At 34.3% G+C, this 12,930-nt stretch carries 16 protein-coding genes; 4 read left to right on the top strand and 12 right to left on the bottom strand.

Going from position 1 to position 12,930, the window contains the following annotated elements:
* The first annotated feature begins 238 nt into the window (after positions 1-238).
* From SD960_RS00155 to SD960_RS00165, 3 genes are all read left to right on the top strand, one after another.
* Positions 239-1,213 (top strand): ribonucleotide-diphosphate reductase subunit beta, encoded by a 975-nt coding sequence (locus SD960_RS00155; protein ID WP_042563435.1) that lies wholly within the window; start codon positions 239-241, stop codon positions 1,211-1,213.
* Positions 1,214-1,224: 11 nt separating this feature from the next.
* The gene (locus SD960_RS00160; protein WP_318800140.1) at positions 1,225-2,922 is read left to right on the top strand and encodes a ribonucleoside-diphosphate reductase subunit alpha; all 1,698 of its coding nucleotides are present in this window, start codon (positions 1,225-1,227) and stop codon (positions 2,920-2,922) included.
* A 325-nt stretch (positions 2,923-3,247) separates the two neighbouring features.
* Positions 3,248-3,496 carry a hypothetical protein gene (locus SD960_RS00165; protein ID WP_042563437.1) on the top strand — a complete coding sequence of 83 codons (249 nt, stop codon included), beginning with the start codon at positions 3,248-3,250 and terminating at the stop codon, positions 3,494-3,496.
* Positions 3,497-3,680: 184 nt separating this feature from the next.
* Here SD960_RS00165 and SD960_RS00170 read toward each other — a convergent pair whose 3' ends face one another.
* From SD960_RS00170 to SD960_RS00180, 3 genes are read right to left on the bottom strand one after another with little or no spacing between them, the layout of a single operon-like run.
* Positions 3,681-3,932, bottom strand: coding sequence for a Rho termination factor (locus SD960_RS00170; protein ID WP_318800142.1), 252 nt, complete (start codon positions 3,930-3,932; stop codon positions 3,681-3,683).
* 38 nt (positions 3,933-3,970) lie between these two features.
* Positions 3,971-4,276: a hypothetical protein gene (locus SD960_RS00175; protein ID WP_318800143.1), complete on the bottom strand. Its 306-nt coding sequence runs from the start codon at positions 4,274-4,276 to the stop codon at positions 3,971-3,973.
* 21 nt (positions 4,277-4,297) lie between these two features.
* Positions 4,298-4,429, bottom strand: a complete 132-nt coding sequence (locus SD960_RS00180) for a hypothetical protein (RefSeq protein WP_318800145.1) — start codon at positions 4,427-4,429, stop codon at positions 4,298-4,300.
* A 225-nt stretch (positions 4,430-4,654) separates the two neighbouring features.
* Between SD960_RS00180 and SD960_RS00185 the strand changes: the two genes are divergently transcribed.
* Entirely contained in the window at positions 4,655-4,948 is a 294-nt protein-coding gene (locus SD960_RS00185) for a hypothetical protein (protein ID WP_318800146.1), read from the top strand.
* A gap of 103 nt (positions 4,949-5,051) precedes the next feature.
* Here the strand turns inward: SD960_RS00185 and SD960_RS00190 are convergent, their stop codons facing one another.
* From SD960_RS00190 to SD960_RS00225, 9 genes are all read right to left on the bottom strand, one after another.
* Positions 5,052-5,726, bottom strand: a complete 675-nt coding sequence (locus SD960_RS00190; protein ID WP_318800148.1) for an SRPBCC family protein — start codon at positions 5,724-5,726, stop codon at positions 5,052-5,054.
* A gap of 42 nt (positions 5,727-5,768) precedes the next feature.
* On the bottom strand, positions 5,769-6,218 hold the full coding sequence (locus SD960_RS00195) for a hypothetical protein (RefSeq protein ID WP_318800150.1): 450 nt from the start codon (positions 6,216-6,218) through the stop codon (positions 5,769-5,771).
* A gap of 173 nt (positions 6,219-6,391) precedes the next feature.
* On the bottom strand, positions 6,392-7,279 hold the full coding sequence (locus SD960_RS00200; protein ID WP_318800152.1) for an SDR family oxidoreductase: 888 nt from the start codon (positions 7,277-7,279) through the stop codon (positions 6,392-6,394).
* Positions 7,280-7,400: 121 nt separating this feature from the next.
* On the bottom strand, positions 7,401-7,538 hold the full coding sequence (locus tag SD960_RS00205; RefSeq protein WP_318800154.1) for a hypothetical protein: 138 nt from the start codon (positions 7,536-7,538) through the stop codon (positions 7,401-7,403).
* A gap of 91 nt (positions 7,539-7,629) precedes the next feature.
* On the bottom strand, positions 7,630-8,124 hold the full coding sequence (locus SD960_RS00210) for a hypothetical protein (RefSeq protein WP_318800156.1): 495 nt from the start codon (positions 8,122-8,124) through the stop codon (positions 7,630-7,632).
* 112 nt (positions 8,125-8,236) lie between these two features.
* A complete protein-coding gene (locus SD960_RS23665) occupies positions 8,237-8,617 on the bottom strand; it encodes a YidH family protein (protein ID WP_413230370.1) in 381 nt (126 codons plus the stop codon).
* 75 nt (positions 8,618-8,692) lie between these two features.
* Positions 8,693-9,271: a flavodoxin family protein gene (locus SD960_RS00215; protein ID WP_318800157.1), complete on the bottom strand. Its 579-nt coding sequence runs from the start codon at positions 9,269-9,271 to the stop codon at positions 8,693-8,695.
* Between the two features lie 7 nt (positions 9,272-9,278).
* Positions 9,279-10,859, bottom strand: coding sequence for an FAD-dependent oxidoreductase (locus SD960_RS00220; RefSeq protein ID WP_318800159.1), 1,581 nt, complete (start codon positions 10,857-10,859; stop codon positions 9,279-9,281).
* A gap of 234 nt (positions 10,860-11,093) precedes the next feature.
* The gene (locus SD960_RS00225; RefSeq protein ID WP_318800160.1) at positions 11,094-12,563 is read right to left on the bottom strand and encodes a glycoside hydrolase family 130 protein; all 1,470 of its coding nucleotides are present in this window, start codon (positions 12,561-12,563) and stop codon (positions 11,094-11,096) included.
* Positions 12,564-12,930 lie beyond the last annotated feature (367 nt).

The raw sequence follows: 12,930 nt of genomic DNA on the forward strand, positions 1-12,930 counted from the left end.
TCCTTTATAAATAACTGATAATTTGGGCGTTAGCCAGACTCATCTTCCTGTTCATAAAAACTAATTTTTGGGTCTGTTTCAATAGGATTATAGCTGTTGATAATTGGCTGGTTTTTTAACATCAAAAGGATAACAAAAAAGCAACAGTGGCTTAATTTTGTAAGTATAGAAATGCTGTTATTCCCACTTCGTAACCGCTTTTTTATTCTCGCTTAGTCACCATTAAATACTATATATTATGTCTATTTTCGATAAGAGAATCAACTATAAACCCTTTGAATATCCAGAGGTACTACAATTTACAGAAGCCATCAACAAAGCATATTGGGTGCATACCGAAGTCGATTTTACTGCTGACACACAGGATTTTCACTCTCATTTAAATGTAGCCGAAAAAACGGCAATCAAAAATAGTTTACTGGCAATTGCACAAATTGAGGTGGCGGTAAAAAGTTTTTGGGGCAACATTTACGAGCATTTTCCAAAACCTGAATTTAATGGTTTAGGAAGCACTTTTGCCGAATGTGAGTTCAGGCATTCTGAGGCTTATTCACGTCTTTTGGAAGTTTTGGGATATAATGATGAATTCGAAAAATTAATGGACATTGAGGTAGTTCGTAAACGTGTAGATTATCTTTCGGATGTTCTTAAAGATACACGTTCGCAAGACAACCGAAAATATATGGTATCGCTGATATTATTCAGTATTTTAATCGAAAATGTGTCACTTTTTAGTCAGTTTGCGATTCTTTTATCGTTTACAAGATTTAAAGGTTACATGAAAAATGTAAGCAACATTATTGCCTGGACTTCTATCGACGAGCAAATTCATGCCAATGGCGGAATTTATATCATCAATAAAATACGGGAAGAATTCCCCGATTATTTTGATGCCGATACTTTAGAAATGATCAGAGAAACAGTAAAACATTCGATAGGCGTAGAGTCTGATATTCTAGACTGGATATTTGAGGAAGGTGAAATTGAAACCATCAAAAAGGCAGATTTGGTGAACTTCATGAAATTTAGAATTGATGAAAGTTTAGGACAAATAGGGATTCCAACCATATTTAACGTTCCTGCAGAAGACTATAAAAACATGGCTTGGTTTGAAGAAGAAGTATTTGCAAACAGTCTGGATGATTTTTTTGCAAAAAGACCGGTAGAATATACCAAACACGATAAAAGTATTACTGCAAACGATCTTTTTTAACGGAATATATTATGAGTACATTACATACAACCGAAACAAATATTCCGCCATTAAGTTATGCCGATAACAAAATGTGGTGGAAAAACTCTGAAAGTGAACAAATATTAAATCGTGGTTATCTTTTAAAAGGGGAAACCGTAGAAGGTGCGATTGACAGAATTTGTACTGCTGCAGCAAAAAGACTTTACAAACCCGAATTGAAAGATTCTTTTGTAGAAATGATCGAGCGCGGATGGATGAGTATTAGTTCGCCGGTTTGGGCGAATATGGGAACTGAACGCGGTTTGCCAATTTCGTGTTTTAATGTTCACGTTCCGGATAAAATTGAAGGAATTACCCATAAATTGGGCGAAGTGATCATGCAGACCAAAATTGGTGGTGGAACATCCGGTTATTTTGGGGAATTACGCGGACGCGGAAGCGCTGTAACGGATAATGGAAAAAGTAGTGGAGCGGTGAGCTTTATGAAACTTTTTGATACTACGATGGATACGATTTCGCAAGGTGGCGTTCGCCGAGGTGCATTTGCTGCTTATCTTGATGTAGATCACCCGGATATCGAAGAATTTTTAAAGATAAAAAGCATCGGAAACCCGATTCAGAACTTGTTTACAGGAATTTGTGTGCCAGATTACTGGATGCAGGAAATGATTGATGGTGATATCGAAAAACGTCAGGTTTGGGCAAAAGTATTAGAAAGCCGTCAGCAAAAAGGATTGCCTTATATCTTTTTTACTGATAATGTAAATAAAAACAAGCCACAGGTTTATAAAGATAAAAACTTGCCTATTAATGCCAGTAATTTATGCAGTGAAATTATGCTTCCGTCTGGAAACGACGAATCGTTTATTTGCTGTCTTTCGTCTATGAATCTCGAGCTTTACGATGAATGGAAAGATACCGAAGCTGTAAAACTGGCCATCTTTTTTCTTGATGCTGTATTGCAGGAATTTATAGAAAAAACCGAAGGAAACTATTATCTTTCTGCAGCAAATCGTTTTGCAAAAAGACACCGCGCACTTGGACTTGGAGTTTTGGGATGGCATTCTTTTCTGCAAAAAAATATGATTCCGTTTGAAGGTTTGGAAGCTAAAATGAAAACCACAGAAATCTTCAAACATATTAGCGAGAAAGCCGATAAAGCCTCTCAGGAATTAGCTCGTATTTATGGTGAACCGGAACTCTTAAAAGGCTATGGAAGACGCAATACTACGACAATGGCGATTGCACCAACTACCTCATCATCTGCAATATTAGGACAAACTTCTCCGGGAATTGAGCCTTTTAGCAGTAATTATTACAAAGCAGGTTTAAGCAAGGGTAATTTTATGAGAAAAAATAAATACCTAACCAAATTGCTTGAAGAAAAAGGTCTTGATAATGAAGAGGTTTGGAGAGGAATTATGTTAAACGGCGGAAGCGTTCAGCATATGGAACAGCTTACACAAACGGAAAAAGACGTGTTTAAAACCTTCAAAGAAATTAGTCAGTTAGAGATTGTACAGCAAGCTGCTATCCGACAAAAATTTGTAGATCAGGGGCAAAGTATCAACCTGAACATTCCGGCAGAATTAGCTATTAAAGAGGTGAATCGTTTGATTATTGAAGCGTGGCAGCTTGGAATTAAAAGTTTGTATTACCAACGAAGCCAAAGTGTTTCTAAAGAACTTGTTACAAGTCTTGTTTCGTGCAGCAGCTGTGAATCGTAAAAATAGAAAGCCAAACATGACAAATTTTTGTCTTTGCAAAAACATTTGTTGAAAGATAATGTCAATTTCGGACAATAAAAGTTTATAACTTTGTTTAAACTTTAAATAAAAACAATCCCATTTCGCAATGAAGTGGGATTTTTTATGTCTCAATTTGAAGAAATAACTTATAATCTGTTAAAATAAAAATAACTTCGGATTTTAACATATTGTTTATTAATATGTTGATAAATAATGACTTATAAATAATTTTTAGTGATGAGCCAAAACAATTAATAGCTATATTTGAATATAATTATACGTCTAATAATTTAAAATATTAACTATGGAAAGAGCTATAAAACTAAAAGTTCGCAAAGAGCTGGACAGCCAACAGCAGTTGAATATAATTAAATTAAAAGGTAGTTTAATTTCTAAGGGCTATACGGAGATCATTCATATTCTTGATCAAGACGATGAATTTCATATTAATTCTTTCGAAACCCCAAAAGAAAGTACTACCGAAGTTCAGGAATTTATTGCGGCTTTCATTAACAGAGAAAATTTAGCAGACACTATAACTGTTTTCAGATAACAGATCGCTATTTAAAACCAAAAGCCATTAATAAACCAAAAGAATTATATTCAAACCTTTATCGTTCACAAAATGACAAAGTAACCAAATCAAATCTAAATCAATAGAAAAAATCAAAAGCCTTCAAATCATGAAGGCTTTTTAATTGCTTTTAATTGTGCTGTAAGACATTTTGGATCGAGAATTAATTATTGCGTAATGCGTGCATTAATTCTTTTTTTGACATTTTCGATCTTCCTTTTATGTCCGCTTTTTTAGCTTCGGCATATAAGTCCTGTTTGCTTCTTTCTTCATAGTCTCCACTTTTTCCGCCTCGTTTTTCGGCTCCCTGACTATTTGATATACGCGCAGATTTTTGTTTGCTGTAACCTTTATCGCGCAGTGCTTCGTATTGGTCCTTATCTTTAATTGACGGACCCGGATCTCTTCCTGGCATAATAGTAAATTTTAAAGTTATAATAATAGTTTTTCTATCTAGTAATCAGATCGGTCATTTTCGTCAAAATCCTCTTCAAAACCGTCACCATCACCGTCGTCATCCAGATCTTCATCGATGTTCTGATTCATATCTTCATCGTCCAGATCATCCTGATAGGGATCGTAGTCATTTCTGGTTTCGGTATCCAAATCTGATTCTTCATAAACAGAATCAGAATTGTCTATTTCGTGCTGATTGATTGCAGGATCCTGGTTTTCCATAGTTTCAGAATTAATTTCATCGCCTGCTAATTGAAAAGTGTGACCTTCCAGATCAAAATTTTCGTTTGGTTCTTGTATCATAATTTAAATTTTTAGAGTTAATTATTTTTTTAAGGTCGATTTTTTATAGTCGGTATGAGGTTTTTCATTACTTCTCGACGAAGTCGTTTTTGACTCGTGTTTTTTATCTGAAGTTCTGGAACTTTCAGCATAACTGTTTTTTGAAGTATTCATGATAAAGAAGTTTAAAGTTTACATTACAAATCTAAAAACCGTGAATATCAAATACGTATACTATTCTGGTAAATGTTTATATTATTTACTGAATAAGTGGTTGTAAATCTGGGTATTAGTGAAATTACATTTGATAATTCTATAAAATTTAGGAGTAATTGTATAAAAATTTGCTTTTGCTGAATTTTATATTTGGAATCATACAAACAGAAAAATTTTAATACTATGAAGACTTTATTTAAATCAAAAATTGTCTTGTTTTTACTTTTTGGAGGACTTTTAGTTTCTTGTAAAAAGGCCGATGGAAACAATACAAATGATTACGCAAATGATACAATTGCTACAGAAACAATTGATACAGTAAGTTCTGCATCAGACAGTACAACTATTAATTCTGCCACAAATGGTACAACCGGTGCAACCGGTGAAGGATCGACCGGCTCAGGATCTGCAGGAACTACACAAAAAGGAAATAGTTCGATGAGTACAGATTCTACAGGGACTGCAAAAGGTAAATAAGTTATTACTTTTTTATTGATTACTAATTCAAATTTCCTCAACTTGATTTATTTAAAAAGCCTGTAATAATCAATTACAGGCTTTTACTTGAGAAAATTATATATTACACAGACTCCAAATAAGCTTTAAAATTTAAAATATCATCTTTTACAAGTTTTTCAAAATAAGGATTAAGAAGTTTTGCGGCACTTTCTCCTGCAACGCCCAATGGTGCGTGATATGAAATAGTCACATCAATTTCTGTAGCGTTTCCTTTTGGTTTAAAAGTAACTTTTCCAACATTTTTAATTGTAGAATCGGGTAGGGAATTCCAGCTGATAAATTTTTCTTTTTCATCTTTTACGATTTCTGCTTTCCACTTTATTTTTCCAATTCCCATTGGTCCTTTGGCCGTCCATTCAGAGGTCGTGTAGTTTATAGGTTTTACCGATTCAAGGTGATTCATGAATTTTGGTAAATTTTCGAAATCACGCCAAAAAGCATAAACTTCGCTAATAGGTTTTTTGATCACGCTATTAACTCGGATGTTTACGTTTGATGCTTTTTCGTTTTTTAAATGATCCACGGCATCGTAAACAGGGCAATATCCGGAAATTCCTCGTAAAAGCATTGACCCGCCAACACCAATTTTGCCGGCATTTTTATTTTCTTTAGATAAACCGGAGTATAAAAGATAGGCTCCGCTTGTAACCATTAAAACTCTTTCGAGAGTAGATACATTTGTTTTAAGTTTTGATTTTTTTTGTGTCAAAGTTGAGGCTGATGTATTTGTTTCCATAATTTCTGATTTTTAATTTTATTATTTATTTAGTAATAGTATTTATTCTAAGAAAGTTTTGTAAACCAAAAAAGCAACCAAACCAAAAATAACATGCGCTACAAATAGCTGTGTATAATATCCCTTAAAATCGATATTGGGTTTTTGCGGAATAATTTTAAATAAAACCATCCAACCCAAAATACCCACAATACCGCTTATTGCACCAAAAAGTAATGCAATTCGCCACGAAAATTCTGCCACATTATAGTGCCACAAATAGTGATATATGATAACAAAAAAAGCTCCGATAATATAATGTAAAAGCCACGCTAAAACCCTTTTTGTTGGGAGAGATACTTCGATGTGAAATCTTGTCAGGATGTATGTAAGCAGAACCGGTTCTTTGTATAATTCTCTTACGCTTGCAGAAACAACATAACTAAAAAGTGTCATTACGCTTGTTGCTGCGATGGAAGAAATGAGGATTTGTAAAAATATATCAAAGTTCATAGTAGTACTTTTTGGAATTAGGTTACTTAAAAAAAATGTACTTCCAGGTCATCAACCTTATTAAAGTATCAGCATGAAAAAAACAACGTTGAGACAAGGAAGTACAATATCTTTATTAGGTTTTATTATTTTTTTGATATTTATAATCAGGTAATAATTTTGAATTATAGCTTTTAATAATCTCCATTGCTGGTGTTTTTATATGAATTTATCGCTTTTCTTTCCCGTAACGATGCCATATGAAGCGGCATTGTGCGGCCATTTTCTTTGTCGCTTGGCTTCATTTGTTTTTCCATATTTTTTGCAATAATATCATCTGAGATAATATTATTCATTACACTTTGAAATTTGTTCTGAAAGCCGGGCAAGACAACATTTTTTCCTTTTTCCAGAGCTTCCATACCATCTTTGGCAATTTTTTCGGGACTGGCTAGTTTTTTCTCTTTATAGGTGATTGAGTTTTCTGCTTTTGCTTTATGAAAAAAATCGGTGTCGGTAGCATCGGGTTGAAGAGCGGTAATCGTTATATTAGTATCTTTTGTTTCATTTGAAATAGCTTCTGCAAATGAAAGGATAAACGCTTTTGTTGCAGCATAAACGGCCATATATGGCGATGGCGCTTTTGATACGGAAGAGGCCAGAAAGAGAATCTTTCCTTTATCTTTTTTCAGCATATCTTTTAAATAGTATTTTGTTAATCCTAATACCGAATTAATATTAAGATCAATAAGACTTAATTCCCGCTCAAGGTCTGTTTCATTAAATTTTCCCCATTCGCCCTGACCGGCATTGTTGATTAATATATCGATAAATATTTTTTTCTTTTGGGTAATCTTGTATACTTCGCGTGCAGCTTCTCTTTCAAATAAATCAATTGCAATTTCTGTTATTTTCACCAGCGGATCTTTTGCAATTTGTTTCATTTCGTCTGCCGTTTTTCGTAAGTTTTCACGATTTCGGGCAATTAGAACAAGATTGTATTTTTTCTCTGCAAACAGTTTTGCAAATTCATATCCTATGCCACTTGTTGCGCCTGTAATTAATACGTTTTTCTTTTTCATGGTCCGTCATTATTAAAAATCAATTATATAAAATTCTATAAAACCCCTTTTTGAGGCTTTATAGAATTTCTAGTAAACTGAAAAACCAAACTCTGTGAAATAAAATTCAGCAGAATAAAAATTATTTTTTGGCAGGACTTTTTTTAATCGCTGTTTTTCCATTATCACCAGATTTGTTTTCAGTACTTTTAGAGTTGGCTGCTTTTTTATCACTGTCATCATTTTTTTTGGCAGATGAATTTGAATTTTTTGTGTTCATAATAAGAGTATTTGATAGTTTAGTAGAATCAAATTTATCCATCATGAGGTAGTTTGTTTTTATAGAATTAAAATTTCCAGTTATATAATTATCAGTACTTTTTCGAGAATTGACGCGGATGATTTACCGGATCAATTTCTTCAAGATCCTGATCAATATCTTCGGTCAACGAAGCATCTCCGGAAACATAATCCTGTCTTTTTTCAGTATCGGGATTTTCGTCATCTTCATCACTTTCATCTTCGTTTTCTACAGATTCATCATTATCTTCAGTATCACTTTTTCCAAAACCATCATCATTTCTGGCATCTCTTTCATTTTGTAGTTTTTCATCCTCACTCAAATAATCCTCATTCAAATCATTGTCATAATCCTCATAAGGATTTGTTTGTAAATCATTGTCATTTTCATCGTCGAGCTCATCATCGCGATCCTGTTGACTACTAAAACCCCGGTTTAAATTCTGCTCTACATCATTGGTAACCGAATTATCAAAAGGGATCTTATCATTATCTTTAGATGGATTTGTATTGTCTTGAAAATCCGTGTCAGGCTGACCGTAATTTTCTTTTTCGGTTAAGTTCATAATAGTCAATTTTAAGTTTTTGTATAATGTAAATGTACAGGTACAGAAAATCAAAAATTTACAAAACAGATAGCTGGTAATTACATAATTTACAGTATATCAGTTTGTTTTGTTAGATTTCAAGAAATGTAAAGGGATAGGCAGCCACTATCAAATAGGTAATGATAATAATACTCATGAGAAAAATAACGACGGTAAGGATTGTTAAAAGCATTGTAGAATATAAATATTCGCCACGCTGTAAAAGTCTGTGTACTTGTCTGTATTTCCAATAGGATAACAAGATGGTAATAGCGCCTGTAAGCACTAATGAAATGCCAATAAATATAGTTAGTCCATTTTTTGGAATAGTGGAATCTTTAAAAAACGTGGACGGTAATTGATTGACAAATAATGAAAACTTTACAATCACGAAACCAAATACCATAATTCCGATGCCAGTACGAATCCACGACAAAAACGTTCGTTCGTTTGACATGTGCTCATTAATCATATTTTTATTTTTGTTATCCACGATATTCTCATTTATTAATTTTAATATTTGCTTTTATTTAAAGTATTATCAGCCTTATTCTGCTGCTTTTTTTAAAGATTCTGCCATTGCCTGGGCATCTTTTTCGTAGGTGCTTTTGTAATAAGCCAGAAGCTCGGCTTTGGTCTTTTTTGCATCTTTGGCATGGCCTTCCCAAATAACGCCAAGCGAAGTATAAGGCGGAACGGTGACACCAATACTACAAAAGAAATTGGCAATATTTCCCGTAATATGTTCTACACCATCTGAATCGCCTGTTACAATTACACCGCCGATTTTTCCGTCAAGCGGAGAATCTTTTCCACTCAAAATAATGTCGTAAACCTCGTCAAGCCGTTCAATACATCTTTGCAGTTCAGAGGAGTGATTGTTCCACCAAATAGGTGTTGCAAATAGTAAAATTTCGGCTTGCAGAATTTTATTGTAAATATCCGGCCAGTCATCTTTTATGTCCATTTGCGTATAAGTTCCCGGAATAATATTGTGATCAACAAGTTTTATTATTTCGAATTCAATTTTTTGCTGTGTCAGATATTTAGCAAAAAACTCGACAAGAATTTCGGTGTTAGATCTGCCTTTATTTTTTAAGGTTGCAAGTAGTATAATCGCTTTCATATGTTTTTTATTTGATATTGATTTTAGATAAATCAGTTTCTGCAGGACCATTGATTACGATACCTTCTGCGTCAAATCGTGAACCGTGACAAGGACAATCAAAAGATTTTTCATCATTATTCCATTGTACGATACAGCCTAAATGCGGACAAACGGCAGAAAATGCTTTTAAGGCATTGTCGTAATCGCGATAAACTGCAATTTTATTTAAGCCTGAAGAAAGTACAGCACCTTCTCCGGCTGGTAAATCGGCTGTGTTTTTTAAATCAGAGCCTTTTATCCAGTCCAGATATTGTGAAGCCATGTTGCTTGCTTCTTTAATAAAATCGCCGGTCGTTTTTAAGGTAATTCTCGACGGACTATACAAATCTTCCCATTTGTTTTTAATGCCCATAATGCTGTCACAAATAATCATGGCACCAATTGTAGTGTGTGTCATTCCGTTTCCGGAATCTCCGGTAATGATATAAATATTGTCATCGCCGGGATTTTTCCCCATAAAACCTAAAGAATCTACAGGTTCCATCACCTGACCAGACCAACGATACGAAATGTCATCCGGCATTGGGAAATAATTTCTTGTCCAGGCCTCAAGTCTGGCATATCTTTCAAATTCAGAAATCCCTTCTTCATCGGCCTGACCTGTTTTGTGATCTTCACCTCCGGAAATTAGTAAATCGTATTCATCATCATAATTTTCCAAACGAACATAATGATACGGCTGAGAAACCCATTTTGATTCCTGATCGCCTGTGTCCCACCAAAGCGAGTAGGGAAGCTGTCCTTTCGGAATTTTGGCCCCAATAACATAAGTTCTGTAGGCGTGTTGTTTAGTGTGCATAGTTAAAACATCATTTACAGGCGTATTGGTTGCCACCACGATATAATCTGCAGAAAAAGTATAACCATTTACTTTCGCGCCTTTTTTGTTAATATCTTCCGCATGAGCTTCGGTATAAATAATTCCGCCAAGCGAAACAATGGCATCGGCTAGTCCCTGAAGATATTGCAGTATATGAAATTGTGCCTGATTGTTAAAGACGATACATCTTTGTTTTTCGGCATTGACCAAAGCAGGAATTTCTTCTAAAACAGAAGTCTGCAATCCCGCTTTTTGCGTTGCCTGAAATTCTTTATCCAGATTTTCTTCCTTGTCTGTAGGATGCAGAAATAAGTAACCGTTGACTCTTTTAAAAGCGCAATCGATATTTAAGGACGTAACAATATTTTCAATTTCGTCTATAGCGGCTGCATGACTTTCGGCAGCGAGCTTTGCTTTTTCTTCGCCAAAGGTCTCTTCAAGAAAAAAATAGCGATCATCGAGCGCGCAGGTCAAATGTGCCGTTGTGCGTCCGGTTTCGCCGCTGCCAATAAAACCATCTTCAACCAGTACTACTTTTTTACCTGCTTTTAATAATTTATAAGCAGTTGTTAGTCCTGCAATTCCGCCACCAATAATTAATACTTCCGTTTGAATATCCTGATCCGGTTTTTCAAAGGAAATAATAGGAGCAGAGTCAATCCAAAATGAAACATTTTCACCCGAAGTGATGCTGGAACTTTTTAAGGTATTGTTTGATTCATCCATAATGTAATTTTTTAGAATTTAGAATTTACAGGAGAAATTTAAAATCTGTATAAATTCATTTTTTAAGAGGTTGATATCAAAGCTACTAGCTATAAAAGCAAAACGTTTACAATTTTAAAGAGAAGTTTTATAAGATTTTCAGTTATGTTTTTTGATAACAAGAGCTCTTACTCAAATGCCTAAAAACAAATAAGGCTGTCAATTGACAGCCTTATTTATAGTTTGTAAAATATTTTATTTATTACTGTTTTTTAAAGCATCCAGTAATTCTACCATATTTACCACAGCATAAGTCGACGAATAATCAGAGACTGCATAAGGTAATATAAGACTGTCGTTGTGAATAATCGCCCCGCAGGAATACACAACATTGGGTACGTAACCTTCTCGCTCATCTTCCAGAGGCGAAAGTAAAGGTTCTTTAAGTCGTCCAATTTCTTTAGACGGATCATCAAGATCAAATAAAGAAGCCCCAATGCAATAACATCTCATGGCACCCACACCGTGGGTAATAACAAGCCAGCCTTCTTCTGTCCAAAGCGGCGATCCACAATTTCCTATTTGGGTGAGTTCCCAGGTATATCTTGGTTCCTGCAAAAGAATAGGATTGTTCCATTGTGTTTGTCTTTCAGAATACATGATGTAATTATTAACACCATCGATTCTGGCGAGCATTGCAAATTTTCCTTTTATTTTTCTTGGAAATAAAGCCAGGTTTTTGTTTTGAGCACCAACCCCGTGCAGAGGCATTACCCTGAAATTATAAAAATCTTCGGTCGAAATAAGTTTTGGAAGAATTGCATGACCATTATACGCCGTATAAGTTGCCATAACGCGGGTAGAACCGTCATCATCGGTGAAACGTACAAAACGGGCATCTTCGATACCACGGCTTTCAGAATCGGAGATTGGAAATATTACACGTTCTGTTATATCAGAATCGTGTTTAAATTGTAAATCATAAAAGGAGTTTGCCAGCCAGATGATTTCTTCAAGTGCCGTTCGTCTTTCCTGACGGATAGATGGATCCTGCAAAGCATCTTTTACCATACTTTTTAAGACAGCATACTCAAATTCATCCGGCAAATCCTGCATGATTTGGGTAATGTATTTGTCCTGCGTGTGCATTTCTGAAAGCTTTAATAAAAATCTTTCTTTATTGTATAAGCTTTTGTGTTCAATCTCTGCTTTATCAATGTTATTACCATTTTTCATTATCTGCAGATTATTGTCCTTATCGAGAATTCCGCGTCTAAAAACAATAGAAGAAATATGACCTTCGCCCGTGGCACGAAAGGAAATAATAACGCGTTTTGCCCCTGCTTCCAGACCAGACTGATCAAAATCTTCGATAATAGACGGATTGAAAATCGCTGCCGATTCAATAGCGTATTCCATTGTACAGAAAGAACCTATAAGCATCTTTCTATCTACAGAAAGTGCATCATAGTTTATTTGCATTCCCTCAATAATGTGTCTGATTTTTTCGCAATGTTTGAAAAATATATTCGAGATATTTCGATGACGCCTGGCAAATTCACGAAGAGTTTGCTCCAGGGTTTGCAGAACCTGTTTTTCATCAAGCAACATTATGCGGCTTACCATTTGTTGGGTCCGTTCTTCACCATTCATAAAATATCGTGCAACAACTCTTTTAGAATCTGGGGTAAATTTTATATTTTTTCGAATGATTGGTACTCGCATAGTTTTGTTTTTTAATTACAGTAAATAAGTATATTTTTTTTAAGTAATGCTTTCAGGATTACCTATTTCGTTTAGATGAATATAGAAATACAGTCGTATAAAACAGGAACAGTATTTTTCTATTACTATTTCTAAGTTAGTAATTTTGTTAACGAAAAAAAACTTAATTTTTTATTAAAACTTTATATCGATGCTTACTTGTCAAAATATTTTCAGGGAAAATCAATTTGTAAAGCCTGAATTTATGTAAAGAGGGAATATCAAATTTACAAAAAAGAATAAATAAAATATTTATAATTGTTTGATTTTCAGTAAAATATTTTTTATTTCTACTAATTCTAAACGTGTAAAAAGAAAAAACGGGATA

The organism is Flavobacterium sp. MMLR14_040 (genome assembly GCF_033657265.1).
Classification (GTDB): domain Bacteria; phylum Bacteroidota; class Bacteroidia; order Flavobacteriales; family Flavobacteriaceae; genus Flavobacterium.

What these genes read in the sequence shown, in the direction of transcription:
- SD960_RS00155 (WP_042563435.1), top strand. Translation starts at nt 239, where the DNA reads ATGTCTATTTTCGATAAGAGAATCAACTATAAACCCTTTGAATATCCA.
- SD960_RS00160 (WP_318800140.1), top strand. Translation starts at nt 1,225, where the DNA reads ATGAGTACATTACATACAACCGAAACAAATATTCCGCCATTAAGTTAT.
- SD960_RS00165 (WP_042563437.1), top strand. Translation starts at nt 3,248, where the DNA reads ATGGAAAGAGCTATAAAACTAAAAGTTCGCAAAGAGCTGGACAGCCAA.
- SD960_RS00170 (WP_318800142.1), bottom strand. Translation starts at nt 3,932, where the DNA reads ATGCCAGGAAGAGATCCGGGTCCGTCAATTAAAGATAAGGACCAATAC.
- SD960_RS00175 (WP_318800143.1), bottom strand. Translation starts at nt 4,276, where the DNA reads ATGATACAAGAACCAAACGAAAATTTTGATCTGGAAGGTCACACTTTT.
- SD960_RS00180 (WP_318800145.1), bottom strand. Translation starts at nt 4,429, where the DNA reads ATGAATACTTCAAAAAACAGTTATGCTGAAAGTTCCAGAACTTCAGAT.
- SD960_RS00185 (WP_318800146.1), top strand. Translation starts at nt 4,655, where the DNA reads ATGAAGACTTTATTTAAATCAAAAATTGTCTTGTTTTTACTTTTTGGA.
- SD960_RS00190 (WP_318800148.1), bottom strand. Translation starts at nt 5,726, where the DNA reads ATGGAAACAAATACATCAGCCTCAACTTTGACACAAAAAAAATCAAAA.
- SD960_RS00195 (WP_318800150.1), bottom strand. Translation starts at nt 6,218, where the DNA reads ATGAACTTTGATATATTTTTACAAATCCTCATTTCTTCCATCGCAGCA.
- SD960_RS00200 (WP_318800152.1), bottom strand. Translation starts at nt 7,279, where the DNA reads ATGAAAAAGAAAAACGTATTAATTACAGGCGCAACAAGTGGCATAGGA.
- SD960_RS00205 (WP_318800154.1), bottom strand. Translation starts at nt 7,538, where the DNA reads ATGAACACAAAAAATTCAAATTCATCTGCCAAAAAAAATGATGACAGT.
- SD960_RS00210 (WP_318800156.1), bottom strand. Translation starts at nt 8,124, where the DNA reads ATGAACTTAACCGAAAAAGAAAATTACGGTCAGCCTGACACGGATTTT.
- SD960_RS23665 (WP_413230370.1), bottom strand. Translation starts at nt 8,617, where the DNA reads ATGATTAATGAGCACATGTCAAACGAACGAACGTTTTTGTCGTGGATT.
- SD960_RS00215 (WP_318800157.1), bottom strand. Translation starts at nt 9,271, where the DNA reads ATGAAAGCGATTATACTACTTGCAACCTTAAAAAATAAAGGCAGATCT.
- SD960_RS00220 (WP_318800159.1), bottom strand. Translation starts at nt 10,859, where the DNA reads ATGGATGAATCAAACAATACCTTAAAAAGTTCCAGCATCACTTCGGGT.
- SD960_RS00225 (WP_318800160.1), bottom strand. Translation starts at nt 12,563, where the DNA reads ATGCGAGTACCAATCATTCGAAAAAATATAAAATTTACCCCAGATTCT.